General features: G+C 65.1%; 24 protein-coding genes. 5 read left to right on the top strand and 19 right to left on the bottom strand.

Features of this window, described 5'->3' with window-relative positions:
- Window positions 1–4: 4 nt before the first annotated feature.
- The 4 genes from OIN59_RS10720 to OIN59_RS10735 form a co-directional block, all read right to left on the bottom strand.
- Window positions 5–1,057, bottom strand: coding sequence for a GGDEF domain-containing protein (locus tag OIN59_RS10720; protein WP_274110088.1), 1,053 nt, complete (start codon window positions 1,055–1,057; stop codon window positions 5–7).
- A gap of 243 nt (window positions 1,058–1,300) precedes the next feature.
- Window positions 1,301–1,657, bottom strand: a complete 357-nt coding sequence (locus OIN59_RS10725; RefSeq protein ID WP_274110090.1) for a MerR family transcriptional regulator — start codon at window positions 1,655–1,657, stop codon at window positions 1,301–1,303.
- Window positions 1,654–2,682: a DnaJ C-terminal domain-containing protein gene (locus tag OIN59_RS10730; protein ID WP_274110092.1), complete on the bottom strand. Its 1,029-nt coding sequence runs from the start codon at window positions 2,680–2,682 to the stop codon at window positions 1,654–1,656. Before OIN59_RS10730 ends, OIN59_RS10725 begins: the two co-directional genes overlap by 4 nt.
- A 167-nt stretch (window positions 2,683–2,849) precedes the next feature.
- Window positions 2,850–3,341, bottom strand: coding sequence for an Lrp/AsnC family transcriptional regulator (locus OIN59_RS10735; RefSeq protein ID WP_274110094.1), 492 nt, complete (start codon window positions 3,339–3,341; stop codon window positions 2,850–2,852).
- Between the two features lie 139 nt (window positions 3,342–3,480).
- Between OIN59_RS10735 and glmS the strand changes: the two genes are divergently transcribed.
- Entirely contained in the window at window positions 3,481–5,415 is a 1,935-nt protein-coding gene (glmS, locus tag OIN59_RS10740) for a glutamine--fructose-6-phosphate transaminase (isomerizing) (protein WP_274110096.1), read from the top strand.
- Between the two features lie 188 nt (window positions 5,416–5,603).
- Here glmS and OIN59_RS10745 read toward each other — a convergent pair whose 3' ends face one another.
- From OIN59_RS10745 to OIN59_RS10770, 6 genes are all read right to left on the bottom strand, one after another.
- Window positions 5,604–6,164 carry a VOC family protein gene (locus tag OIN59_RS10745; RefSeq protein WP_274110097.1) on the bottom strand — a complete coding sequence of 187 codons (561 nt, stop codon included), beginning with the start codon at window positions 6,162–6,164 and terminating at the stop codon, window positions 5,604–5,606.
- Window positions 6,165–6,183: 19 nt separating this feature from the next.
- Window positions 6,184–7,197 carry a zinc-dependent alcohol dehydrogenase family protein gene (locus OIN59_RS10750; RefSeq protein WP_274110099.1) on the bottom strand — a complete coding sequence of 338 codons (1,014 nt, stop codon included), beginning with the start codon at window positions 7,195–7,197 and terminating at the stop codon, window positions 6,184–6,186.
- 8 nt (window positions 7,198–7,205) lie between these two features.
- Window positions 7,206–7,784 (bottom strand): amino acid synthesis family protein, encoded by a 579-nt coding sequence (locus tag OIN59_RS10755; protein ID WP_274110101.1) that lies wholly within the window; start codon window positions 7,782–7,784, stop codon window positions 7,206–7,208.
- Between the two features lie 31 nt (window positions 7,785–7,815).
- Window positions 7,816–8,787, bottom strand: coding sequence for a tripartite tricarboxylate transporter substrate binding protein (locus OIN59_RS10760; RefSeq protein WP_274110103.1), 972 nt, complete (start codon window positions 8,785–8,787; stop codon window positions 7,816–7,818).
- Between the two features lie 97 nt (window positions 8,788–8,884).
- Window positions 8,885–9,745: a fumarylacetoacetate hydrolase family protein gene (locus tag OIN59_RS10765; RefSeq protein ID WP_274110105.1), complete on the bottom strand. Its 861-nt coding sequence runs from the start codon at window positions 9,743–9,745 to the stop codon at window positions 8,885–8,887.
- A 344-nt stretch (window positions 9,746–10,089) separates the two neighbouring features.
- Window positions 10,090–10,809, bottom strand: a complete 720-nt coding sequence (locus tag OIN59_RS10770) for a GntR family transcriptional regulator (protein ID WP_274110567.1) — start codon at window positions 10,807–10,809, stop codon at window positions 10,090–10,092.
- A 115-nt stretch (window positions 10,810–10,924) separates the two neighbouring features.
- Between OIN59_RS10770 and OIN59_RS10775 the strand changes: the two genes are divergently transcribed.
- Window positions 10,925–11,431 (top strand): NADPH-dependent FMN reductase, encoded by a 507-nt coding sequence (locus OIN59_RS10775; RefSeq protein ID WP_274110107.1) that lies wholly within the window; start codon window positions 10,925–10,927, stop codon window positions 11,429–11,431.
- Between the two features lie 361 nt (window positions 11,432–11,792).
- On the opposite strand, the gene OIN59_RS10780 is transcribed toward OIN59_RS10775, so the two are convergent.
- The 3 genes from OIN59_RS10780 to OIN59_RS10790 all read right to left on the bottom strand — a co-directional run bounded on the left by OIN59_RS10780 (window position 11,793) and on the right by OIN59_RS10790 (window position 14,879).
- On the bottom strand, window positions 11,793–12,743 hold the full coding sequence (locus tag OIN59_RS10780) for an ABC transporter substrate-binding protein (protein WP_407655084.1): 951 nt from the start codon (window positions 12,741–12,743) through the stop codon (window positions 11,793–11,795).
- A gap of 175 nt (window positions 12,744–12,918) precedes the next feature.
- Window positions 12,919–14,070 carry an acyl-CoA dehydrogenase family protein gene (locus tag OIN59_RS10785; protein ID WP_274110111.1) on the bottom strand — a complete coding sequence of 384 codons (1,152 nt, stop codon included), beginning with the start codon at window positions 14,068–14,070 and terminating at the stop codon, window positions 12,919–12,921.
- The gene (locus OIN59_RS10790; protein ID WP_274110113.1) at window positions 14,067–14,879 is read right to left on the bottom strand and encodes a class II aldolase/adducin family protein; all 813 of its coding nucleotides are present in this window, start codon (window positions 14,877–14,879) and stop codon (window positions 14,067–14,069) included. Before OIN59_RS10790 ends, OIN59_RS10785 begins: the two co-directional genes overlap by 4 nt.
- Window positions 14,880–15,147: 268 nt before the next feature.
- Here OIN59_RS10790 and OIN59_RS10795 point away from each other — a divergent pair, with 268 nt between their 5' ends.
- Entirely contained in the window at window positions 15,148–16,185 is a 1,038-nt protein-coding gene (locus OIN59_RS10795; RefSeq protein ID WP_274110115.1) for an ABC transporter substrate-binding protein, read from the top strand.
- A gap of 87 nt (window positions 16,186–16,272) precedes the next feature.
- Window positions 16,273–16,404, top strand: a complete 132-nt coding sequence (locus OIN59_RS10800; protein ID WP_274110117.1) for a hypothetical protein — start codon at window positions 16,273–16,275, stop codon at window positions 16,402–16,404.
- Window positions 16,405–16,526: 122 nt separating this feature from the next.
- On the opposite strand, the gene OIN59_RS10805 is transcribed toward OIN59_RS10800, so the two are convergent.
- The 6 genes from OIN59_RS10805 to OIN59_RS10830 form a co-directional block, all read right to left on the bottom strand.
- Window positions 16,527–17,549 carry an ABC transporter substrate-binding protein gene (locus OIN59_RS10805; protein WP_274110119.1) on the bottom strand — a complete coding sequence of 341 codons (1,023 nt, stop codon included), beginning with the start codon at window positions 17,547–17,549 and terminating at the stop codon, window positions 16,527–16,529.
- A gap of 31 nt (window positions 17,550–17,580) precedes the next feature.
- Window positions 17,581–18,690, bottom strand: a complete 1,110-nt coding sequence (locus OIN59_RS10810; protein ID WP_274110121.1) for an LLM class flavin-dependent oxidoreductase — start codon at window positions 18,688–18,690, stop codon at window positions 17,581–17,583.
- A 241-nt stretch (window positions 18,691–18,931) separates the two neighbouring features.
- The gene (locus tag OIN59_RS10815; RefSeq protein ID WP_274110123.1) at window positions 18,932–20,140 is read right to left on the bottom strand and encodes a c-type cytochrome; all 1,209 of its coding nucleotides are present in this window, start codon (window positions 20,138–20,140) and stop codon (window positions 18,932–18,934) included.
- A gap of 46 nt (window positions 20,141–20,186) precedes the next feature.
- Window positions 20,187–21,011 (bottom strand): ABC transporter ATP-binding protein, encoded by an 825-nt coding sequence (locus OIN59_RS10820; protein ID WP_274110125.1) that lies wholly within the window; start codon window positions 21,009–21,011, stop codon window positions 20,187–20,189.
- Complete coding sequence (locus OIN59_RS10825) at window positions 21,005–22,123, bottom strand: ABC transporter permease (RefSeq protein WP_274110128.1); 1,119 nt, start codon at window positions 22,121–22,123, stop codon at window positions 21,005–21,007. Before OIN59_RS10825 ends, OIN59_RS10820 begins: the two co-directional genes overlap by 7 nt.
- A gap of 20 nt (window positions 22,124–22,143) precedes the next feature.
- Entirely contained in the window at window positions 22,144–23,172 is a 1,029-nt protein-coding gene (locus OIN59_RS10830; RefSeq protein WP_274110130.1) for an ABC transporter substrate-binding protein, read from the bottom strand.
- 186 nt (window positions 23,173–23,358) lie between these two features.
- Between OIN59_RS10830 and OIN59_RS10835 the strand changes: the two genes are divergently transcribed.
- Window positions 23,359–23,979 carry a cysteine dioxygenase family protein gene (locus OIN59_RS10835; RefSeq protein WP_274110132.1) on the top strand — a complete coding sequence of 207 codons (621 nt, stop codon included), beginning with the start codon at window positions 23,359–23,361 and terminating at the stop codon, window positions 23,977–23,979.
- Window positions 23,980–24,009 lie beyond the last annotated feature (30 nt).

Below are 24,009 nucleotides of genomic sequence, written 5' to 3' on the forward strand. Positions count from 1 at the left end.
GCTGCTACACCGCTGGCGCCAGCGCCGGTTCCATGCACCCCGCCACGCGGTTGCGCCCGCCGTTCTTGGCGGCGTACAGCGCGGCGTCGGCGGCGTCGATCCAGGCGCGCAGGCTGCTGTGGCGGTGGTCGGCCGGGGCTACGCCGATGCTGCTGGTGATGCGCACTCCGGGCAGGCTGCGCAGGCGCACGCCTTCGGTTTGCTCGCGGATGCGGTGGGCAATGGCCAGTGCGTCCTTGGCCTGCATGCCGGGCAGCACGATGGCAAATTCGTCTCCCCCATAGCGCCCCGCGCAGTCGCCCGCGCGCACGTTGCCCCGCACCACATGGGCCAGTGCACGGATCACCTCGTCACCCACCGTGTGGCCGTAGGCGTCGTTGATCTCCTTGAAGTGGTCGATGTCCAGCATCAGCATGCAGGCCGGTTCGTCGGTGGTGTGGTGGCGGCGCAGCGCGGCCTCGGCCTGCTCCTGCCAATGGCCGCGCCCGAATAGGCCGGTCAGCGCGTCCACCCGCCGCAGTTCGTCCAGCATCTGGTTTTGTCGCGCGGACTGGCGGATGAGCTGGTAGCTGACGATGCTGACCGACAGCGTGTGCAGGGACATCACCGGCAGGCAGGCGACCATCACGCGCATGGAGGTCTCGGGCGCCCAGTGCAGGCCCACGATGGCGGTGCTGGCCACGCCTGCGGCCAGCATCACCCACAGCGCGCGCCCCCACAGCCCCCGGATGCCGGTGGAGATCTTGTCCACCATGGTCAGGGTGAGCAGCAGCACGCTGGGCAACAGGTTGAAGTGCATCAGTGGCACCAGCATGGCGACCAGGGCCGAGTCGATGAGCAGATTGCGCACCTCGGCGGCATAGGGGTCGGCCGCGCGGCGTGTGAACAGGTAGGCCACATGTGGCCACACCAGCGCGGACAGCAGCAGCGCCGCCCATGCCATGGCGGACGCCTGGCGCTCCCACAACACCATCGCCACCACCATGCCGCCCAGCCCCATGCCCAGGACACGTAAGGGGTAGATGCGCAAGGGCATCTGGCGGCGGGGCGTGGGCATGGGTGTGCGGCAGGGCCGGGGCCGCCACGGAGGGCGTTCACGGGCCATGGGTGGAAGGTGCGGCGGAGCTTACAACGCGCTGCAGGGCGATGCCAGCACGAAATGACCACCCGCACGCACCGGGCCGCCGTGTTGCGCTGCCGTAGAGCCCTGGCAGGGCCTGTGCCAGCGGATAGCAATCGTCGTTCGGACCTATTGGGGCATAGGCCTACAGGCCGATTTGTGGAAAGGAGGCCATGGCATTTAGCGCGCCCGCAGGTGCCGCAGTTGCTGGCGCAGTGCCGTCACTTCCTCGATCAGGTCGGCCGTGAGCGCGGCCAGGTGGGGGTCGGCGTCAAAGGTGACCTCGAGGTGGGCGATGCGGCGGGCGCGCACTACGGTGGCACCGCTGAAGTGCCAGGCGCTGGGGTCTTCAACACCCTCGGCGCCCGGCTGCAGCAGGCCGTCCTGCAGTCGGGCAATGACCCAGTCGGCGTCCATGCGGCAGGCGTGGGCCAGGGCGTCCAGGGTCAGGGCCGCACCTTGGGGCGAGGCGGCTGTGGCGTGGTCGGTGTCGTCCAGCAACTCGGCGAGTGGGCTGGTGGGCGTGGGGTGGCTCATGGCTGGGCTCCTGGCTGCGCCGTTGTGTTGGGGCGTGGTTGGTAGTGGGCAAACGCCTGCGCCAAGGCGGCGTAGGCGGCGCGCTCGGCATCGTTGGTGGCCGGAGGCAGGGCCAGGTGCAGCTCCAGGTACAGGTCGCCTGGGGACTGACCTGGAATGCCCCGGCCCTTCAGGCGCAGCTTGCGCCCGGGCTTCCAGCCTGCGGGCACGGTCACTTCGATCACCGATCCGCTCGGCGTGCTGACCTCGACCGACGCGCCCAGGGTGGCCTCCCACGGCGCAACGGCCAGTGGCTGGTACACATCGCGGCCCTCGGCACGCCAGCGCGGGTCGGGCTTGAACAGCACCTCCAGAAACAAATCGCCCGCTGGTGCACCGCCCCAGCCTGGGCTGCCTTGCCCAGCCAGGCGGATGAGTTGACCCTCGCGCACGCCCTGGGGAATCTTGACGACCAGCCGGCGTTCGTCGCGTACCAGCGCTCCGTCGTCGGCCTGGTGTGCGCTTTGCAGTGTGAGGGTGCGCTCGGCACCTCGGTAGGCGTCAGGTAGATCAAGCTCGATGCGGGCATGGTGGTCGGTGCCGCGCTGTGCGTGGGTTTGTGGGCCCTGTGGTTCATCACGCCACTCGGTGCGGCCTGATGTGCCACGTGCCCGCGCGGCGCGGCCAAACAGCTGCTCAAAAAAGTCGCTGTAGTCGCCCGGTGCGCCGCCGGGCCCATGGGGGCCGCTTTGGCTGCTCGCGCCGTCGGAGAACTCGAAACCTGCATCCCAGTGGGGCGGTGGGCGAAAGTCCTGGCCTGGCTGCGCGTGGGGCTCCTGTGCCAGACGGTCGTAGGCGGCGCGTTTTTCGGGGTCGGACAGCACGGCGTTGGCCTCATTCAGCGCCGTCATGCGGGCGACGGCGTCGGGCTCTTTGCTCACGTCGGGATGGTATTTGCGCGCCAGCTTGCGGTAGGCCTTCTTGATCTCGTCAGCTGTGGCTGTGGGGCTCACGCCCAGGGTCTGGTAGTAGTCCTTGAACTCCATGCGGCAGGCTCCTGCACAGGGGGCGTTGGCAACATGCGCGGCGCATACCCTGTGTATCGGGACACTCTATGCCGATGCGGCCCTAAGGCAATAGGACAACGCGACCACCCGATGCAGGCGCAGCAGCAGCAGGTGTTGATTGCTATGTTATTGATAGCTATTAAGGATTATGAGTCTTGCGCTACCGGCACTTTTGTCTCAAATTTTGCCCGCCGGGTCGCAAAAAATGTCTTCACGTTGCGCACGTTGGCATCGCCCGTGAACAGCCTCTGCGACAGCGCCAGGTAGCCTGGCATGTCCCGCGTATGCACCACCAGCACAAAGTCCGGCCCAGGCGACACGCGCCAGCACTGCTGCACGGCGGCCTCTTGCACAGCGCGGGCCTCAAAGGCGTCGAGCTGCTCGGCGCCCTGGCGGTCCAGCGACACCTCCACGATGCAAGCCAGCCCATGGCCTTGCAGCGCTGCCAGCCGGTCGGGCTGCAGGATGGCTACCTGCCGCTCGATAAGCCCCGCATCGTGCAGGCGCTTGACGCGGCGCAGGCAGGTGGGCGGGGAGACATGCACCTGTTCGGCCAGGGACTGGTTGCTCTGCGCCGCGTCGGTTTGCAGCAGATTGAGCAGCTGCAGGTCAATGGTGTCGATGGATATGGATTCCATAAATTTAATGAAATTGAGTGAAAATTTCATCAATAGAGAATGATGAAATTAAATTTCAAATTTATGCCAATATAAATCAATAATTTTTCAATGTGCTGCCTACGATCGCCCCATCCAATCCAACCCAGAGGCAATCACCATGTGCGGCATCGTCGGCGCAGTCTCCACGCGCAACATCGTTCCCATCCTCGTGCAGGGCCTGCAGCGGCTTGAATATCGGGGCTATGACTCCTGCGGCGTGGCCGTACATGCGTCCAGCCTGGACGCCACGCGCCCCGCCGGTTTGCAGCGCGCCCGCAGCACCGCCCGCGTGGCAGAGCTGCTGGAGCAGGTGAGCACCGAACACATCGACGGCGCCACTGGCATTGCCCACACCCGTTGGGCCACCCACGGCGCGCCCGCTGTGCACAACGCCCACCCGCATTTCAGCCACGGCACGGGAGCGGACGCCCACGCGCAGGCCACAGGCCGCGTAGCGCTGGTGCACAACGGCATCATCGAAAACCACGAAGAACTGCGCACCCGCCTGCAGGCGCGTGGCTATGTGTTTGCGAGCCAGACCGACACCGAGGTCATCGCCCACCTAGTAGACAGCCACTACAGCGGCGACCTGTTCGAAGCCGTGCAGGCCACCGTGGCCGAACTGCATGGCGCCTACGCCATCGCCGTCATGCACAAGGACGAACCCCACCGCGTGGTGGGCGCACGCGCCGGGTCGCCACTGATCCTGGGGGTTGGCAAGGATGCCGCCGTCGGGGCTTCGGCGTCGCGCGAGCACTTTCTGGCCAGTGACGCCATGGCCCTGGCGGGCGTCACCGACCAAATCGTGTACCTGGAAGAGGGCGACCTGGTGGACCTGCAACTGGGCCGCTACTGGATCGTGGGCAAGGACGGCAACGCGCTGCCCCCCGCACAGCGCCCCGTGCGCACCGTGTTAGCCCACAGCGGAGCCGCCGAGCTGGGCCCCTACCGCCACTACATGCAAAAAGAAATCTTCGAGCAGCCCCGCGCCATTGCCGACACGCTCGAAGGCGTGGAAGGCATCGTGCCTGAGTTGTTTGACGGCGCAGGCCTGCACGGCGAGCCCGGCGCCGCCGCATGGCGCGTGTTCAAGGAGATCGACAACGTATTGATCCTTGCCTGCGGCACCAGCTACTACAGCGGTTGCACCGCCAAATACTGGCTCGAAGACATCGCGGGCATCCCCACGCAGGTCGAGGTGGCCAGCGAATACCGCTACCGCACCAGTGTGCCCAACCCACGCACCCTGGTCGTCACCATCAGCCAGAGCGGCGAAACGGCAGACACCCTGGCCGCGCTGCGCCATGCGCAGTCGTTGGGAATGCAACACACGCTCACCATCTGCAACGTGGCCACCAGCGCCATGGTGCGCGAATGCAAGCTGGCCTACATCACACGCGCCGGGGTCGAGATTGGCGTGGCCAGCACCAAGGCCTTCACCACGCAGCTGGCAGGCTTGTTCCTATTGACGCTGGCGCTGGCCCAATCCAAAGGCCGACTGAGCGACGCGCAGGAGGCCGCCCACCTCAAAACCATGCGCCACCTGCCCGTGGCCTTGCAAGCCGTGCTGGCGCTGGAGCCACAAATCATCAGCTGGGCCGAAGACTTTGCACGCATGGAAAACGCACTCTTCCTGGGCCGGGGCCTGCACTACCCCATCGCACTCGAAGGCGCCTTGAAACTCAAGGAAATCAGCTACATCCACGCCGAGGCCTACCCGGCCGGTGAACTCAAGCACGGCCCCTTGGCCTTGGTGACGAGCGCCATGCCCGTCGTCACCGTGGCGCCTAACGATGCGCTGCTGGAAAAGCTCAAGAGCAACATGCAGGAGGTGCGTGCCCGCGCCGGCGTGTTGTATGTGCTGGCCGACGCCGACACCCGCATCGAAAGCAGCGAGGGTCTGCACGTGATCCGCATGCCCGAGCACTACGGCCCCTTGAGCCCGCTGCTGCACGTGGTGCCGCTGCAGCTGCTGGCGTATCACACGGCGTGCGCGCGGGGGACGGATGTAGATAAGCCTAGGAACCTCGCAAAATCCGTGACTGTGGAGTGAGAGATGTGCTGCCGATGGCCTTTATATTCTTGCCTAATAGAGTCACGCTGCATTCACCTCGCACTTGTGTGGAAGGCGGTCACAGCGGTCCAAGAAGCATCTGCAGTAGTGCAAGCAGGTTGAAGCGTGGTGGGTAGGCAACGACGCTCAACCCGAGAGTTCCGTGTCATCACGAAAGGCTGTCTTCTCTACATGCTCCTCGCCTTCAAAGCCGCTTTTCGTTTCGCAAACTGCGCGGCCCATTCGGATACCGGCATAAAGCTAGGGTCCGAACGCACAACGCGCTCTGTCTGGGACCAGATGGCTTCGTCGGTCTGATCCAGGTCCAAGGGGTCGCCGTGTGGTTGACTCACGTACCAAGGGGTGTCCAGGTAAATCTCCACGGTGTTGTCTTCCGGGTCCATGCAGTAGATGGATATCGCGTTGCCGTGGTTGAGGCCGCGCATCTTCGTTGCACCCAGGGCCAGAGCGCGGCGGCGGGCCTCGCGCAGGTGGTCGAGGGTCTGGACTTTGAAGGACAACTGCATCACCGTACTGGGTGCGTCCGCTCCACGGCCCCCGGCCAGAGCCAGCTGGTGGTGCTGGTCGTCGCGCCCGCTCAGGAACACGATCTCGAAACGGAAGGTCACGCCCTCGCCCCGGTCGGTCTCCTGCATGTCGAACACACCGGTGTAGAAGGTCTTCATCACCTCCAGGTCACGGCAGAAGATGCCGCAATGGGAGAGGTTGGCGGTATAGGGTGGGTTCACGGTGTCGGACTCCATGGGTTCAGGGGATGAGGACCAGCTTGCCGAGCGTGCCACCGCTGTCGAGAAGCTCGTGGGCCCGGCGGGCCTCTGCCAGCGGCATGCGCATGGAGCGCGGCGCACGCACCTGGCCGCTGGCCATGAGGGCGATGGCCTGCTCCATCAACCCACGGCGCTGCGCCACATCGGCGTCCACCGCGTGGATGGAGAAGGTGCGGATGGCCAGGCTTTTAGCGAGCAGCTTGCGCAACTCATCGAACACGTCGGCCGAAGGCGGGCCACCCAGAATGTTGTACGACACGGCCATGCCCGACGGCGCGAGCGAGCGCAGGCAGGCGATGAAGAGCGCGGCACCCACGTGGTCGAAAGCCAGGTCCACGCCGCGGCCACCGGTCAGCTCCATCACCCGCTGCGGCAGCGCCTGCACGTCGCCGTCCACCAAGTCGGTCACACCGTTCTCCAATGCGAATGCCCGCTTCACTGGCGTGGAGGCGGTGCCGATCACCCGCAGGCCACGCGAGCGCGCTACCTGCGCGAGCGCTGTGGCCACCCCACCGGCTGCGCCCGGCACCAGGATGGCCTGGGCCGGCAGGTTGCCGTTGCTGGCCAGCAGAGCAAGGGCCAACTGGAAGTTGCCCAGGCTCACCGCGTCTTCCCACGCGATGCTGGAGGGCAGCACAAAAGGCACCGACTCCGGCACGCAGATGGCCTGCACATAGCAGCCGCCGCGCTGGGGCAGCTCGCGCGCACTTACCAGCACCCGATCCCCTACTTGCAGCCGTGCCACGCCCGGGCCCACGGCGTCCACGACTCCGGCCAGCTCATTGCCGGGTATGGCTGGCAGCGGCGGCATCCATTTGTAGGTTCCGTTGCGGATCAGCACGTCCGGGCCGCCCGCACCAATGGCATGCGCTCGCACGCGCACCTGGGCCGGTCCGGGCTGGGGCATCGGCAGATCGACCCAGGACAGTACTTCTGGACCACCCGTCACCCGCAGTTGCACGGCTTTCATCGTGCCTTCAGAAGAGGTCGCCATCTTCACCCTCAGCGTTGGCCGTCGTGTACGGAAACCTGCTCACGCGTGAGCCCGCCCAGGCGCGCATGGATGCGACCGCCATCGGCCATCACCAGCGCAAAGAGGATCTCGTCGGGGCGCGGTGCATCCTGGATGCCGACCTCGGCACTGTTGAAATGGCTACGGACATAGGCCGCATGGATGTAGTGCAGCGGCACCACCAACCGGTAGCCCGTCGCTGCGACGACCTTGGCCGACGGCACGATAGCCTTGGGCTCACCCAGCACCTGGCGCATCGCCCAGCCGCCAGCTTCGTGCCAGACGGCACCGTGTTCCAGCTCGCCGTTGACACCAACAATCGCTGCCTTGCTGTAGGCCTGCACGTTGTCCTGGCCCAGCACCGCGACAAGTTCTTCGGCAAGCGTCGTGCCCAGGCTGCGCAGCTCGGCCATGAAAGGCAAGAGGTCCGGCTCATACCGGCCGGCGTAGGGATTGCGAATCACAGCACAGGCAGAGGCGACGCGCAGTGGGGTCTGCGGCGGCGGGCCGCCTTCGTGGTAAACCGTTTCGATGGTCAAGCTGCGCTTGCGGATAGCGATCAAGGTCATGCAATAGGTCCTTCGATGAAACTGGTGGCAATCATTGTTTGGGTATCTTGGCGTCGGCCACCACCTGCTGCCATTTTTCGATTTCGTGGCTCACCATGGTTTTCATTTCTTCGGGCGTGCTCCCTCGTGCCTCGCCCCCCATGTCTTCCAGGCGTTGGCGCACGGCGGGCGCTTGCAGCGCGCGGAGAACCTCGGCATGGAGGCGTTCCACGACCGCACGGGGCGTGCCTGTCGGGGCCATCAAACCTGCCCACGACCGCACGTCGTACCCCGTCACGCCTTGCTCCGCCACAGTAGGGACGTTGGGCAGGCCGGGCCACCGCTGCAGCCCCGTGGTAGCAATGGCACGTAGTTTGCCGGCCTGGATGTTGGTCAACACCGCAGTAGGAGGCGCGATGATGAAAGGCACATCGCCCGCCAACAAGGCGGTGATCGATGCAGCATCGCCCCGATAGGGTACGTGCAGCAGGCTCACGCGGGCCATCTTGGCCAGCAACTCGCCCGCCAAATGGTGGGTGGAGCCGACACCCGCAGTGCCGTACCCCACCGATCCCGGCGCTGCCTGTGCGTTGGCGATCACTTCGCGCAGACTCTGAATCTTTGAGTTGGCGTTGACCACCATCAAGAAGGGAAAGAAGGTGATGGTGGAAACCATCTCGAAGTCCGCCACCGATTTGTAGGGCAGCGTGTTGTACAGGGCGCCCGCCACGGCATGGCCACCGGTGGCCAGCAGCAGCGAGTACCCATCGGGTTTGGCGCGTGCCACCGTGGTGGCTGCGATGGTCCCCCCCGCGCCCGACTGTGCTTCCACCACGACCGGCTGGCCCAAGGCTTTGGCCATTTCCGTTCCAACGGCGCGGGCGATAGCGTCGGCGTTGCCGCCGGGGGCAAACCCCTGGTAGAGCTTGATGGCTCGCTCGGGGTACGCCTGGGCCCAGGCCGACAAAGTCGGCCATCCAAGGGCAGCCGCGCCACAGGCGGCCAGGACATGTCTTCTGTGCATCGTATTTGTCTCCGTGGGCGGCGGCCGCATGGGACCTGGCTCTGCCCTTGCAGGGATTGGGTGGAAGGTCGAAAAGGTGACGGTGGACGGATGGGGATCAGCCCTGCGCAACCACCGGATTGCGCAGCACACCAATGGCTTCGATTTCCACTTCCACCACGTCACCCGGCTTCATGAACTGCTGCGGCTTTTTGCTCCAGCCCACGCCAGCCGGGGTGCCGGTAATGATCACGTCGCCCGGCACCAGCGTGAAGATGGTGGAGGCGTAGGCGATCAGTCGGGGGATGGGGAAGATCATGTGTCCCGTGTGGCTGGACTGCACTACGGCGCCGTTCAGACGTGTCTCCAGCTTGAGTTCCCGGCCCGGTGCGATCTCGTCGGCCGTCACCATCCAGGGGCCGAAGGCGCCGGTGGATTCAAAGTTTTTTCCGGATGCGATTTGCTTGGCGTGGAACTGCCACTCGCGCACGCTGGCGTCGTTGTAGCAGCTGTAGCCGGCAATGTGAGACCAGGCGTCTGCCTCGCTGATGTCGCGACCTTCCTTGCCGATCACCACCGCCAGCTCGCCTTCCCAGTCCAGCGACTCCGAAACGTGGGGGCGGATGATGGGGCCTTGATGGGGTGTCTGCGAACGCCACACGCGCAAGAAGATCGGTGGCTGCTCGGACAACTCGCGCTGCATGCCTGCGGCGAGCACTTCCTGGTGGTGATCCATGTAGTTGCGCACCGCGCAGACGATCTTTTCTGGACGGGGAATCACAGGCAAGAAGGTCACTTCAGCCAATTTCGCATCAGCCTTGAGCCCCTCCACCAGCGCATCACGGCGTTGGAAATCCGGGCTGGCAATGAAGTCGGCCAAGGTGGCCTGGCCAGTGCGACCGGCCAGTTCGGCCACGCCGTCGCCGAGGACGACACCCCAGGTTTCACGGCCGCCGATCGAGTAGGACATCAGTTTCATGGGTTTCCTTAGAGAGGGATGGAAAGAGGCGCGGAGGGGAGTGATCTAACAACCCCGCATTGCCCAGACAAATGCATGAAGTTATTTTTATGCATAAAACATGTTTCATGCATAGTGGTTTCTACCGAGCAATTTCCGGGAACTTGTGTGGAACGAGTTGCAGAAGGCTGCGCAGCCCACGTAAAAGGAGAGGAACCCAGAAGCAAAAAAGCCCGCAGTGCGAGGCCTGCGGGCTGTGTGCCGCGGGAGCGGCGTGCGTTGAAGAATGAGGGGATCGTCCGTGGAAAGACGGTCTCCATGGCCGCCACCAGGCAAAGGCCTAGTGTGCAATTGTGAGGCGACGCTCAGCCGCCGCGATCAGGTTCCACCTTGCTCAGCACGGCCAGCACATTGCGCTCCGTGCCCAAGATGTGCTCTCGCAACAGCGCACAGGCGGTGTCCGCATCGCGCCGCAAAGTGGCATCCATGAGCTTGCGGTGCTCGCTGGATTTGTTCTTGAAGGTTTTCCGATAACGTGCAGAAAATCGCCGGTAGCGCTCTGCTTGGTCAAAGAGACTGGCACTCCAGGTGCGCAGGCGCTCCGAGGGGCTTGCCGATATCAGGGCCATGTGAAAGGCCGTGTGTACGTCGGTCCATCCCTGATCCAAAACGACCGGCCCATCGCTCAGCCGACCTTCCACCTTTTCAAGGCGGTGGAAGGCTGCCACGACCTGCGCTTCCCATGCGTCATCTCCGTGCTCTATGGACTCGCGCAGCGCCTGCACATCGAGCATGACCCGCATGCGGGTGATATCCATCAAATCTTCTGCAGAGATCGCCGTAACGCGAAACCCCCGGCGCTCGTCGGCGCGGATCAGCCCTTCCTGGGCCAGACGGCTCAGTGCTTCTCGCAGAGGACTGCTTGAAAAGCCATAGGCGGCTTGCAATTCATCGAGCTTGAGCTTGGCGCCTGGGCTGTAGGTGCCGCTCAACACATCCCTGCGCAATTGCGCAAAGGCTTGATCCACCAGGGGCGGGGTGCGCTGGGAAGTGTCATTTTTATACATGTTTTGAATTTTATGCATAAACTTGGCCCATTGAAATAAGGAGAAAACCTCAGTGACCACCGCCTCGACCCCATCCCCAGTGCGCCTCTTGGCCATCTCGGGCAGCATCCGCCGCGCCTCGCATTGCTCGGCCGTGCTGCGCAGCCTGCAGCCTCTGCTGCCGCCGGAGGCGACACTGGAATTGTTCCCTCTCGACGAGATTCCCTTGTACAACGCCGATCTGGACGGGGATCAACCACCCGCCGCAGTGGCGCAGCTCAAGCGAGCGATCGAGAGCGCCGATGGCCTGGTTTTCTGTTCGCCTGAATACAACTACGGAATACCGGGAGTGCTCAAGAATGCCATTGACTGGGCGTCGCGCCCTGGCTTTGCATCGCCGCTCAAGGGCAAGCCCGCCCTCGTCATGACAGCGTCGCCAGGCACAGCTGGGGGCGTGCGCGCACAAGCCCAGATTCGTGACGCATTGGCAGCTACGCTGGCGCGCCCTTTGGTGCGCCAACATATCGCGATTGCTGGAGTGGCAACGCGTATTCAAGAGGGCCAGTTGGTTGACAAGCCTACCTTGGACATCATCCAGGCTGGGTTACAAGAGCTGATTGAAGAGAGCCGCTGGATTGCGACTCGCTCCTCTCAACCCTGAATCCACACGGAGCACCGCCCCATCTTCTTTCTGGTCGCGACGGCGGATATGGCGCAGCAGGGTTCGCGCTATGGACGTTTTGCGTTTGACCCTGTCGGATGTCCAGAGTGTGGAGAAATTTGTAGGGTCAAGGTTGTTGGCCACAGAACCAGATCTGTCGCTCAACCAGGCCCCTGAAGGGGATGCACAGTTCGACGCGGGATCACCTACAAAGTTCGTGATTGAATCGCATGGACAACTATCTCGCTAGGCTTTCGGGTGTTCAGCCAGCCGCTTCTCGGTGCGAGAGTAGTTCCGGAAACCTCTGCAGTCGAGTGCCGAGATGAAGACGTGCTTGTTGCCCGTGCAACAGCGCAATCGATCAGGCTTGACCGGAAAATTGGCTGTCAAAGGTCTTGCTGACATCCAGCTTTTGCTTGACTAGCCCCACCTTGAGATAGAAGTCCGCTGTGCGCTGCTGATCCGTTATCACTTGCGCATCTATTGGCACCCAGCGTGTGGCCCTTCGCTCAAACTGCAGTCGTGCTGCCTCTTCTGGAATGCCGACAATGCGGGCCAGTGCTGCGCCAAATTCCGCAGGGTGCTTGTATGACCAGACCTGTGCGCGTTCGACGCGCCCCTTGAAGTCCTGCAGGATGGAGCGCTTGTTCAGCAAGGCCGAGTCGGTAGCGGCCAGAAAGCTCAATCCGGACGACAGGCCTCGCCCGTTGACCAGCACGCGAGCGTGTTTGCTGGTTTCGGCCAGCGCTGTATAGGGCTCCCATGTGGCCCAGGCGTCCACAGCCCCCTGTGTGAGTGCGAGCTTGGCATCGGCCGGTGGAATGAACTTGATCTGCACATCGTCAGCCGTAAGGCCCACGGATTCCAGCGCCTTGAGTGTGACGAAGTGACCAATGGAGCCGCGATTTGTGGCGATGCTCTTGCCCCTGAGGCTGCTGGCGTCTTTGAGGGGCGATTCCGGTGATACCAGGATGGCCGTGCCATATGCGTCAGAGCGATTGGCCGCGAAGGCCTTGACGCGGCTGCCTGCAGCCAGAGTGAAAAGAAGTGGTGCATCCCCAATAGGGCCAAAGTCCACAGCATCTGCATTGAGTGCCTCTGCCAACGGCGCGGCCGCAGGGAACTCGGTCCACTTGATGTCGTAAGCAAGATTCTTCAGTTCGCCTGCTGCTTCAAGTAGGGCGCGCAATCCGCCCTTCTGGTCGCCTGCGCGCAATACGGTTTTGGTCTGGGCGTGTACCAGCACGGGCGAGAGGAGCGAGGCGGCGGACACCGAAGCGGTGAGCAGGCGATGGAATTGGCGGCGTTGCATGGTCATGCTGAATGGGTCAAGGATGAAACTGACCTCATTCCATCAGTCAACAACGCAAAAACCAACGAAGCGTTTGGTACTTGAATATGCGGTTTGTAGCGCAGTGCCACTGCTGGAAACAATGCCCCAGAGAGGCCGAAAATTCACTCTCGAACTGCGTGCATGCCCGGCGCACTCATAAGCCCAACGCCAGCCGCCCCGCTGCCACACGGGCACTGTCGTCTTGAGGCGTGTGGATGCGGCCGCACAGCACGTCGCGCAGGTGGCGCTCCAGCGGGTTCTTGCGGGCCAGGCCGTGGTTGCTGGTCAAGGCCAGGGCCTGCTCCACCGCCTGCACAGCGTTGCCAGTGGTGATGGATTTGATGAGGCCGCTGTGCACGGCAGACAGCGGCGCGCCCTCGTCCGCATCGCGGGCCAGGCTGGCCACCAGGCGCTGGTTGGTCAGCAGCAGGGCTTCGATGTGGCCCAGGGCCTCTTGCGCGCGGGGCAGGGTGGCCAGCGCTGCGCCCAGACTGGCGGGCTTGCGCTCGTGCAGAAATCGCACCAGCCAGTCGCGCGCGGCCTGGGCCACGCCGGTGTAGAGCGCGCCCAGCATCACCGCCATCTCCACCTGCAGCCAGGGCTCACCCCCCACCCAGTCAGCCGGGGCGCGCAGGTCCAGCGCGTGGTCGTGCGGGATGAGCACGTCGTCCAACACCACGTCATGGCTGCCGCTGGCGCGCAGGCCCAGGTGGTCCCAGGTCTCGACAATGCGCGTGCCGGGCAGACCGGCCTGCACCAGAAAATTGCCCACGCGGGGCACGGCCTCGTCGGTGCGGGCCCACACGCTGTACCAGCGCAGGATGGGCGATCCGGTGGAATAGACCTTGTGGCCGCTGATGCGCCAGCCCTGGGGCGTGTGCCGCGCCACGGTGGCGGGCAGGCCGCCGCGTGCGGGCGAGCCCAGCTCGGGCTCCACGCGCAGCGCGTTGACGAGGGATACGCCCGCCGCCGCCTCGGCCACCAGCTTGCGCGCCAGTGGCTCGGGCCACGAGCGCGCCGGAGGTGCACGGCCCATGCTGCGGTGCTGCATGTATTGCATGGTCAACACCAAGGCGGTGGCCGGGCAGGCGTAGCCAACGGCGCCAATCACCGCACCCAGCTGCGCCAGCGTGGCACCCTGGCCGCCCAGCGTCTGGGGTGCGGCCAGCGTCAGCAGCCCGGCCTGGTGCAGCGCCTCAAAGTTCTCAAACGGAAAACTGCCTTCGGCGTCGTGCGCCGCAGCGCGGCTGGCAAACTCCACCGCCAGCGTGCGCGCCGTCTGCTCCCAGGTCAGTGGCGCGTTCACTGCAGTACCTCGGGCTGCTGGCGCACCACGATGTCGTACAGGCTTTGGAAGGCGTGCTCGGCCCCGCCGGGGCGGCCGATTTGCGAATGCGTGAGCGCCGCCACCTCGGGCGAAATCGGGCTGGGTGTACCGGCCGCCTCGGCCAGCAGCTGGGCCTGGCAGGCGTTCTCTAGCGCGATGTACCACCAAGCCGCCGACTCCACCGAAGGCCCGGCCGTGAGGATGCCGTGGTTCTTCAAGATCACGGCCTTGTGCTGGCCCAGGGCCTTGCCAATGCGAAAGCCTTCGTCCGTCTCCAGCACCACGCCGCTGAAGTCGTCGAACAGACCATGGTCGCCATAGAACACGCAAGAGTCTTGCGTGAGCGGGTCGAGCTTGCGGCCCAGGGCCGACCAGGCCTTGCCGTAGGTGGAATGGGTGTGGGCGGCAGCCACCACATCGGGGCGCACCTCGTGCAGGGCGGCGTGGATGGCGAAGGCTGCGCGGTTCAGTGGCCCTTCACCCACCACGATCTCGCCAGCGGCGTTGACCAAGAGCAGGTCAGACACCTTGATCTGCGAGAAGTGGATGCCCAGCGGGTTGACCCAGAAGTGGTTCAGCCGCTCCGGGTCGCGGGCGGTGATGTGGCCCGCCAGGCCGTAGTCAAAACCAAACTGCGCAAACAGCCGAAAGGCCACGGCCAGGCGCTCTTTGCGGTAGCGGCGCTCGGCCTCCAGCGTGGGGCGTGCCGGGGCGGGGTCAAACCAGTCTTTGCGCTGTGGGTGGGGGTTGACGGACGCATCGGGCACGGGCTTGAGAACTGCGGACATGGCTACGACTTTCATAGGGGGTGGGATTCAATAGAAAAAGAACGCGTTATGCGTCCACCATAGAAGTCCACTCCCGTCCCGCCAACGAAGAATTTCGCGTGACCACATGCGGTTTTGGCATGTACGGCTGCGGTGCGAACAGTCACTGCCGTGTTGCGACAAGGCCGCCACATTTCTTGCATATCGATGCTACGGAACAGTCTTTGCGCAGTGGCCGCGCTTGGCAGAACCTCATGGTCTGTTTCATTCACCCGCCTTACCCACTGCCATGTCAAACACCCATCCACTGAACCGCCGCCACCTCCTGCAAGCCAGCCTGGGCGCTGCCGCCTGGGCTGCCACGGCCAGCGCGCCTGCTTGGGCTGCACCCCCGGCCCCCACGGCGGCAGACCTGTCCAAAGTGACGCTGCGCATCGGCACCTACAAGGGACTGTGGCGCCCGCTGATCACCGCCGCAGGTCTGGGGCAAACGCCGTACCGCATTGAATGGCGCGAGCTGAACAACGGCGTGCTGCACATCGAGGCCCTGAACGGCGATGCGTTGGACGTGGGCTCTGGTAGCGAGATCCCGGCGCTGTTTGCCGCGCGCCAGAAGGCGCAGGTGCGCTTCATTGCCGTCACGCGCGAAGACCTCAACAACCAGGTCACGCTGGCGCGCAAGGATGCGCCCATCCAGCGCATTGCCGACCTCAAGGGCAAACGCGTGGGCTATGTGCGTGCCACCACGTCGCACTATTTTTTGAGCAAGCAACTGGCCGAGGCGGGCCTGGGCTTCAACGACATCCAGGCCATCAACCTCACCCCGGCCGATGGCCTCTCGGCCTTTGACCGGGGCGACCTGGACGCCTGGGCCATCTACGGCTACAACGGCCAGCTGGCGCGGCTGCGCTATGGCGCGCGCGTGCTCAAAACCGGGCTGGGCTACCTGTCCGGCAACTTCCCCATCTATGCCAACCCGCGTGCGGTGGACGACCCGCTCAAGCACGCCGCCATTAGCGACTACCTGCAACGCCTGCGCCGCGCCTACCAGTGGGCCAACAGCAACTACCTGGCCTATGCCCAGGCCCAGTCGGCAGAAACCCGCGTGGCCGTGGGCGACCTGATCGAGCTGTGGAACAACCGCAGCACCGACTACGACCTGCGCGCCGTGGACGACAGGGTGGTGGCAGGCCACCAGGCTGTGGCTGACACTTTCGTACAGCTGGGCGTGCTGGACGGGCCCGCGCAGGTGGCGCCGCTCTGGGACAAGAGCTTCAGGACCGCGCTGGCAGCTCCGATGACTGCGCAGGTGGAACGGGCTCCATAAGAGCCTGGGTAGCTCTCCCAGTAGCCGCGCAGCGGCGCTATCAGGCAGCCCCACCGAGGCGCGCTGAAAGCAGCCTCGCTGCGGCGCATGCCCGAGACCTTCATCCGATTCGCGCTGGAGCGGTACAACGCCAAGCGCCATCCCCCGCCAGGACTGCCCATCACCACCTTACTGGTCGCAATGGGCGTGCACGCCAGCAGCTCCGCTCAAAAGGCCTGAGCGACGGGGCAGCTGTCTGCAGCCGGGTACCTGTGTAGCAATTGCTATCATTTAAATAGCTATTGAGGCACATTCATTAAGCGCTGTAGCCATTTTTTTTTAGATATGAGGCTGCAACTTGATCACGCAGCTGCTCGCCATGCCCCCGTATCGGTGATCGCCGCCACATCCACTCGTGCGGGCAGGATGCCATCGCGGGCGGAGCGGTCCGCCACAGTTTGCAGAGCTGTGATATCAGCCTGCGTGACAGGGCGTGCAGCAATGGCGGCGCGCCCCGTGATGATGCGCGAGGCCTCGATAGGCAGCCGTGTGAGCTGCGTATAGACCTGTGCATAGGCCTCGCGGTTGGCCAAGGCCCAGTCGCCGGCGCGGGCGAGGCGGTCTAGGTACTGGGCGATGGCGACGCGTTTGCCAGGATTGGTCAGCGCCGCTTCGGTGGCGGTGATGAAGCCTAGCGCAGTGTTGATGCCGCGCCCGTCACGGAGGATGCGGCCACCTTGTTGCAGGGCGATGGTGTAGTACGGGTCGAAGATGGCCCAGGCGTCGATCTGCTTGGAGGCAAAGGCGGCGGCTGCGTCCGTCGGCAGCACGAACTTCACGGTGACTTCTTCGCGCTTGACCCCCGCCTCTTCCAACGCTCCGTAGAGCTGGTATTGCGAGATGCTGCCGCGTGCGGACGAGACGATGACCGTCTTGCCCCGCAGGTCGGCCACGCTGCGCAGGGGCGAGTCGCCTTGCACCACGATGCCCAACGAGTCGGGTTGGCCGACGCGGGTGGCCACGATCTTGAGCGGGGTCTTGCCCACGGCAGCGGCCAGGACGGGCAGGTCGCCCGCTACGGCGGTGTCTACCGCGCCGCTGCGATGCGCTTCAAAAAGCGGGGCCGCGCCCTGGAAGTTGGCCCAGCGCCAGGCGAAGGGCGCGCCCTCCAGCGTGCGCGCTGCCTCGAACAATGCGCGCAGGCCACCGGCCTGGTCGCCCAGCACCAGGGCGGCCTGGCCGCTGGATTGGGCCCAACTGGCGGTACCCACCAAGGTGCCTGCCATGCCCAGCGATACAGCGCCCATTTGCTGCAGCCAGCGGCGGCGATTGCTGTGGTTGGCGCGTATCGGTATCACGGGGTTCATAGGGTTCGCGGGTTGCATGGGTTGCACATCAGTAGTCGGTTCCTGGATATCACGCGGCCTTGCGTTCGGCAGACTGGGCAGCTCGTTCGGCTTCGCGTTCGGCCACCTTGGCGCGCACCAGGGGAAGCAGCTCGCGGCCGTATTCGATGGTGTCCAGCAGCGGGTCAAAGCCCCGGATAAGGAAGGTGGTGATGCCCAGGTCGTAATACTTGAGCAGTGCGTTGGCCACCTGCTCTGGCGTGCCTACCAACGATGTGGAGTTGGATCGACCGCCCAGTTCACGCGCAATGGCGGTCCACAGGCGTTCGTCCACGCGGTCGCCCTTGGCGGCATCGGCCAGCAGTCGCTGCGCGCCTTCGCTTTGCTGCGGGCCGACGCCGCGCGAGTAGCCTTGCTGCACGCGCAGCTGGCGCGTGTCTTCCAGAATGCGCTCGGCCTTGGCCCACGCTTCGTCCTCGGTCTTGCCCAGGATGGGCCGGAACGAGATGCTGAAGTCCACATGACGGCCGTTGAGCGTGGCCTCGGCGCGCACACGGCGCACCAAGTCCCCCGCCTGCGCCAGAGATTCGCCCCACAGCGCATACACGTCGGCATGTTTGCCCGCCACCTGCAGAGCGGGCGCCGAGGCACCGCCAAAGTAGATAGGCACACGCTGGCCTTGCAGGGGCTTTACTTCCGACACAACACCTTTGGCCCGGTAGTAGGTGCCTTCGTGGTCAAAGGGTTTGTCTTCGGCCCACACGCGGCGCAAGACGGTGAGGTATTCGTCGGTGCGCGCATAGCGCTCGTCGTGGTTCAAAAAGTCGCCATCGCGCTGCTGGTCTTCGTCAGAGCCGCCGCTGATGTAGTGCACAGCCAGGCGGCCGTTGGTGTAATGGTCCAGCGTGGCCAGTTGGCGCGCAGCCAGTGTGGGGGCCACAAAGCCGGGGCGGTGCGCCAGCAGGAACTTCACCTTGTCGGTGACAGATGCCGCGTAGGTCACGGTGAGCAGCGTGTCGGGGCTGGAGGAGCTGGCAGGCACCAGGATGCGGTCAAAGCCTGCGTGTTCATGCGCCTGCGCAAACACGCGCACATAGGCGGGGTCTACCGCCGGGCCCTTGCGGGAGATGGTTTCAGACACTTCGTGCGGCTGGATCATGCCGATGAACTGGACGCTCATGAAAACTCCTTGGGGTGTGGTGCCATGCCCATGGACACCGATGAATAGATGCCCTCAGGATAGGAGTGCGAACTGCCTGCGCCAACGAAGAAAAACGGTGGGACATATGCGTTTTCCGTATCTGCTGCGCAGCGTCTTTCTGTGGCGGCCGTCTCACAGAAAAAGCTGTCACCTCTATAGCTTGCAGCGCTTTGTCAATCAGCGGTGGAGGCGTTTTTATTCCCGCCCCCCGCCAAAAAACCTACCCATGGGGATAGCCTCCCCGCCGTAGGCGCACGGGCTCGGAGTCCATGCGGCGGATGAGTGATTCCAGCCCATCAGCCGTGGGCCCTGCCGGTGCAGGCCCTGGGGCTGCGCTGCTCGGCGTAGACGAGCGGCAGACCAGATCGTCTTCAGACCAGTCGCCTTGCCCAGGCGCAGAGCGGGCACGCAGCCAGCCACTGCGGTCTGTCAACAGTTGCGCGCCCTGCACGGCCTGCGGCACGTCTTGCCCGGCATCTGTAGTCTGCCCCAACACCCACGCCAGCACGGGCAGGGCCTGGGGTTCTTCGATCGTGCATTCGGCGATGTCTGTCGCGCCACCGTCGGTCACCGGCAGGGCGGGCGCCCATACGGTGACCAGGCGCGGGTCGTCTGGCGGCAGCGCAGTGGCCGTTCCGCCCAGCACCACGCGCAAGCGCTGCCCTTGCAGCTGGCGCACGCTGGTGGCGCCCGTGTTGCGGCAGTGCACCCGGGCCTGGGGCATGCGCACGGGCTGGGCCCAGGCACCGGTGTCGCGCAGCAACTGGCCTGCCGCATGGGCCTGCAGGTAGTCCAGCACCTGCCATATCTGCTCGTCCGTCAGATGGGCGAAGGCGGGCATGGTCTGCGCGCCCGCAGCGCCTTGCATGCCGTGGCGCACGCGCCAGAACAGTTCGCCCTCCAGTCGCTTCCACAGCAGCGATCCATTCAGCGTGGGCGGCCACATGGGCAGGCGGGCGGCATCGGGCCCCTCGCCCTTGCCATTGGCACCGTGGCAGCGCACGCACTGCTGCTGGTAGATGTGCGCGCCCTGCGTGATGGACTGCACCGTGAAGCCGGTGGGCGAGCGGTGCCAACTGGTGGGCACCGCCGGGGCTTGCAACAAGGCCAAGGCCGACCACGGGGCAGCTGTGGCAACCAGCAACAGGGCAGGGGCCAGGGCCCAGCGCGCCCACCGCCAGCGCAGTGCCAGCAAGGCCAGCACACCCAGGCCCAGCACATAGGCCAGCAACGCCGTCGCTTGGCGGGCCAGCTGGGGTTCTTGCGCCAGCACTTCGGCCGCCAGGCGCTGGGCCCAGGGCCACGCGGGCTGGCCGTGCACGTCGGGCAGCCAACCCACGGCGTGCAGTGCTGCTTGCACGGCTTGCTGGCTGCGCTGGGCCAGGGCCAGCACGGTGTCCAGCCAGTCAGCGGGTACAGTCCAGGCCATCACGCAGTGCCCACGCTGGGGGCTGCAGCAAGGTCCACCGCTGCCGTCACCAGCTGGCGTCCAGCCCCAGCAGGGCCAGGGCCTGGTGCCGCAGCTCGGCCAGGCGCGGGTGGCCCCGGTGGCGGGGGTAGGGCAGGTCGTTCACCAGCACCTGCTGGATGGTGGCAGGCCGCTCGGACAGCACCACCACGCGCTGCGCCATGAACAGGGCTTCCTCCACATCGTGCGTGACCAACAGGGCCGAGAAGCCGGTGCGCTGCCACAGCTCCACCAGCTCGGTCTGCATGGCAAGGCGGGTGAGCGAGTCGAGCTTGCCCAGGGGTTCGTCCAGCACCAGCAGGCTGGGGTCGTTGACCAGGGCGCGCGCCAGCGCCACGCGCTGCGCCATGCCGCCCGAGAGCTGGTGCGGGAAGGCCTTGCCAAAGGCCTCCAGCCCCACCAGTTGCAGGGCCTGGTCCACGCGGTGGCGGTGGGTTTTGAGCAAGCCCCGCGCCTGCAGGCCCAGCACCACGTTGTCCCACACGGTACGCCAGGGGAACAGCGTGGGGTCTTGGAACACCACGATGCGCGATGGGTCAGGCTGGGTAATGGGTGCACCGTCTTGCAGCAGCTCGCCCGCCGTGGCGGGCTCCAGCCCCGCCACCAGCCGCAGCAGGGTGGATTTTCCGCAGCCGCTGGGGCCCAGCAGGGCGACAAACTCGCCGGGCTCAATGGCCAGGTCCAGCTCGTCAATCACCTGCAGGGCGCCGCCGGGCAGGTCAAACCAGTGGCTGACATTGCGCACATCAATGCGTGCGCCCTTGGCAGAGGCCGCCTGAGCTGCCTCCGTTGGCGCTGTGGGGGCCGCAAGGGCGTGGGTGGAGGTCACCATTTCACAATCCCCTTTTGCCAAGACAGCACCCGGTCACGCAGCACAAACAGCAGCGAGATCACGCCTGAAAACAGCAGCGCCATGATGATGAGCGCGCCATACATGTTGGGGTAGCTGGCCCAGCCCTGCGCCCAGGTGAGGTACCAGCCCAGGCCCGATTTGACGCCCAGCATCTCGGCCACCACCAGGGTGGAGAACGCCGCGCCCAACCCCATGAACAGGCCCACAAACACCTGCGGCAGCGATGCCGGAATCGCCACGCGCAGCACCAGGAACCACTGCGATGCCCCCATGGTGCGCGCCACGTCGTAATAGTTCTTGTGCACACTCGCCACGCCCGACCAGGTGAGGATGGCCACCGGGAAGGCCGTGCCCAGCGCAATCAGAAAGATGGCCGTGGACCAGCTCGATGGGAAAAAGTAAAACGAGATGGGCAGCAGCGCCGTGGTGGGCACCGGACCCAGCACCCGCAGCACGGGGTGAATCCAGTAATTGGCACTGCGCGACCAGCCCATGAGCACGCCTACGACGAAGCCCACGCTGGCGCCAATCGCAATGCCCAGCGCCAGCAGCTTGAGCGAGTTCCACGCGCTGTCGAGCAGCCGCGCCCAGTCCGTCACATACACCTCGGCCAGGCTTTGCGGCGGGGCAAAGAAGGGCGGTGGCAGCGTGCCCAGTTTGGCGGTGTAGACCTCCCACACCGCCAGGCCGACGGCAATGGCGCCGAGCCAGGGGCCTGCGCTGCGCAAGCGTGCAGCCTGGCTCCCCAGCCATTGCGGCCAGGCGACTGCCAGCCACAGCACGGCGGCAACGCCCCAGGCCGCCACGGCAAATTCCTGCGTATAGGCCCAGTCGCTAAAACCTACGGGCAGGTTGGGCCAGAACCAGGTGATGGCGCCCAACACCGTCCAGGCCAGTGCGGCAAACCAGCCCGTCCACCCCAGGCGGACGGGGGGCGCCTTGGCCAAGGGCGCGGCCTTGGGCGCGGTGCGTGCTGAAGCAGGAAGAGATGGCCGTGACGAGGAGGACGGGGATGAAGAGGAAGATGAAGAGGACGTGGAAGGAACTGCCACGGGCAAGCCCGTGGGTGTGAGGGTGGTGCTGTGTGCCATGGTGCAACTCCTGCGCGCGGTCAGGCCAGTACGTCCACCGTCACATGCTGCGCAAAGCGCGCGGCATCGGTGCTGGGCTTGAGCACGCCCACCAGCTTGAAGTCGCGGGCGTAGAACTCCACCTCTTTTTGCAGCGCCACGCCGCTGGGGTGGTTGCGGTGCGTGAGGGTACCCAGCACGGCGCGCAAGTCGTCCACCGGCACCTTGGAATAGGGGCTGTAGATGCGGGCTGTTTCGTTGGGGTAGTCGGCCACAAACTCCGAGCCCTGGTTGATGGCGCGCACCAAGGAGGCCACCAGGGGTTTGTCGGAGCGGATGAGCTTGCCGCCCACGCCCACCACGCAGCAGGTCTTGGCCGCGTATTCGCCTGAGAGGTTGGTCGCCAGCTCCACCAGGCCCTTGGTGCGCCGTTCAATCAGAAACAGGTTGGGGTCGCCATCGGCAATGGCGTGGGCCTCGCCCTTCTCTACCGCCAGGCCCAGCATGTCGCCGGGGAACTGGCGCCAGCTCACGTCTTTCTCCGGGTCCAGTCCGGCCTTGGTCAGCAGCACCGAGAAAAAGTTCTTGCCAGGGCTGTTGAGGTCAGACACCGCAATCGTCTTGCCTTTGAGCTTGGCGATGCTGGTGATGCCCGCCGGGCCATAGCCCACCAGGCGCGAGCAGCCGCCGTGGCTGCTGCCCACCAGCTTCACATCCAGGCCAGACTCCAGCGGTTTGATCCAGCGGTGCACCATGCCCACGGCGGCATCGGCCTTGCCGGTGGCAATGGTTTCGAGCAACTGGTCGGTAGAGCCTGCAAAGTTCACCAGCTCGACCTTGAGCCCCTGCTTCTCAAAAAAGCCGCGCTCAATGGCCACGGGCACGGCAGACAGGCACACGGCGTTGGCGTTCCACGCCAGCGTGAGCGGGCGCAGCTTGCTGCCCTGCGCCAGCACACTGCTGCCCGCCACAGCCGCAGCACCCGCCACCCCTGCGCCTGCTGCCGTGCGCAGCACCCGCCGCCGCGACCAACCGGCCGATGCCCCTGCCAACCCTTGCTCCTTGCCCATGCGAATCTCCTGTGAATCTGGTGAACCGTAAAAACCCGTGATGCGGTGATGCGTTAAGGCAGGGGTGAAACCATGCCCGTGGCGCTATTGCAAAGCCAACCGTCGCGCAAGCGAACGAACAAAATCACGCATCGATATGCAAAAGTTTCAGCAGCGCAAAAAGCCCAATTGCGGTGCAATGCGAACATGAGTACATCCCCATCCATCGCCCGCCTGCGCGAATTTGTGCAGGAGCTGTCCGCGCTGCTGCAGCGCAACCCCACCGAGCCCGAGGTACTGGAGCGCGGCGGCGCCCTGCTGGGCCGCCTGGTGGCACACGACGACTGGCTGCCTACGGCCTATGCCAAGCCCCACCCCGACCGCTACCAGCAGTACCTGCTGCACGCCGATGCGCTGGGGCGGTTTTCGGTGGTGAGCTTTGTGTGGGGGCCAGGCCAGGCCACCCCCATCCACGACCACACGGTGTGGGGCCTGATTGGCATGCTGCGCGGCGCCGAGGTGGGCCAGCACTTCGCCAAAACCGCAGAGGGCCAATGGGCGCCGCACGGTGAGCCCAGCCGCCTGATGCCGGGCCAGGTCGAGGCGGTGTCGCCCCGCATTGGCGATGTGCACCGCGTGAGCAACGCGCTGGCCAACCAGACCTCCATCAGCATCCATGTGTATGGCGCCAACATTGGCGCGGTGGAGCGGTCGGTGTACCTCGAAGACGGCACGCGCAAGCCCTTTGTTTCGGGCTACAGCAATACCGAGCTGCCCAACCTGTGGGATCTATCCGGCGAGCGCAACGCTGCGCTGCGTGCGCAGTGAATCCACCCGATCCCCATTTTTCATCGACGC

This window comes from Acidovorax benzenivorans (assembly GCF_028680575.1).
Classification (GTDB): domain Bacteria; phylum Pseudomonadota; class Gammaproteobacteria; order Burkholderiales; family Burkholderiaceae_C; genus Acidovorax; species Acidovorax benzenivorans.

Excerpts from the sequence above, each read along its gene's own strand:
- OIN59_RS10755 (WP_274110101.1), bottom strand. The coding sequence starts at position 7,784 with ATGACCTTGATCGCTATCCGCAAGCGCAGCTTGACCATCGAAACGGTT.
- OIN59_RS10825 (WP_274110128.1), bottom strand. The coding sequence starts at position 22,123 with ATGGCACACAGCACCACCCTCACACCCACGGGCTTGCCCGTGGCAGTT.
- OIN59_RS10790 (WP_274110113.1), bottom strand. The coding sequence starts at position 14,879 with ATGTCCGCAGTTCTCAAGCCCGTGCCCGATGCGTCCGTCAACCCCCAC.
- OIN59_RS10760 (WP_274110103.1), bottom strand. The coding sequence starts at position 8,787 with ATGCACAGAAGACATGTCCTGGCCGCCTGTGGCGCGGCTGCCCTTGGA.
- OIN59_RS10820 (WP_274110125.1), bottom strand. The coding sequence starts at position 21,011 with ATGGTGACCTCCACCCACGCCCTTGCGGCCCCCACAGCGCCAACGGAG.
- OIN59_RS10830 (WP_274110130.1), bottom strand. The coding sequence starts at position 23,172 with ATGGGCAAGGAGCAAGGGTTGGCAGGGGCATCGGCCGGTTGGTCGCGG.
- OIN59_RS10720 (WP_274110088.1), bottom strand. The coding sequence starts at position 1,057 with ATGCCCACGCCCCGCCGCCAGATGCCCTTGCGCATCTACCCCTTACGT.
- OIN59_RS10750 (WP_274110099.1), bottom strand. The coding sequence starts at position 7,197 with ATGGCGACCTCTTCTGAAGGCACGATGAAAGCCGTGCAACTGCGGGTG.
- OIN59_RS10725 (WP_274110090.1), bottom strand. The coding sequence starts at position 1,657 with ATGAGCCACCCCACGCCCACCAGCCCACTCGCCGAGTTGCTGGACGAC.
- OIN59_RS10730 (WP_274110092.1), bottom strand. The coding sequence starts at position 2,682 with ATGGAGTTCAAGGACTACTACCAGACCCTGGGCGTGAGCCCCACAGCC.
- OIN59_RS10835 (WP_274110132.1), top strand. The coding sequence starts at position 23,359 with ATGAGTACATCCCCATCCATCGCCCGCCTGCGCGAATTTGTGCAGGAG.
- OIN59_RS10735 (WP_274110094.1), bottom strand. The coding sequence starts at position 3,341 with ATGGAATCCATATCCATCGACACCATTGACCTGCAGCTGCTCAATCTG.
- OIN59_RS10765 (WP_274110105.1), bottom strand. The coding sequence starts at position 9,745 with ATGAAACTGATGTCCTACTCGATCGGCGGCCGTGAAACCTGGGGTGTC.
- glmS (WP_274110096.1), top strand. The coding sequence starts at position 3,481 with ATGTGCGGCATCGTCGGCGCAGTCTCCACGCGCAACATCGTTCCCATC.
- OIN59_RS10780 (WP_407655084.1), bottom strand. The coding sequence starts at position 12,743 with ATGCAACGCCGCCAATTCCATCGCCTGCTCACCGCTTCGGTGTCCGCC.
- OIN59_RS10770 (WP_274110567.1), bottom strand. The coding sequence starts at position 10,809 with ATGCATAAAATTCAAAACATGTATAAAAATGACACTTCCCAGCGCACC.
- OIN59_RS10810 (WP_274110121.1), bottom strand. The coding sequence starts at position 18,690 with ATGAGCGTCCAGTTCATCGGCATGATCCAGCCGCACGAAGTGTCTGAA.
- OIN59_RS10795 (WP_274110115.1), top strand. The coding sequence starts at position 15,148 with ATGTCAAACACCCATCCACTGAACCGCCGCCACCTCCTGCAAGCCAGC.
- OIN59_RS10815 (WP_274110123.1), bottom strand. The coding sequence starts at position 20,140 with ATGGCCTGGACTGTACCCGCTGACTGGCTGGACACCGTGCTGGCCCTG.
- OIN59_RS10805 (WP_274110119.1), bottom strand. The coding sequence starts at position 17,549 with ATGCAACCCGCGAACCCTATGAACCCCGTGATACCGATACGCGCCAAC.
- OIN59_RS10800 (WP_274110117.1), top strand. The coding sequence starts at position 16,273 with ATGCCCGAGACCTTCATCCGATTCGCGCTGGAGCGGTACAACGCCAAG.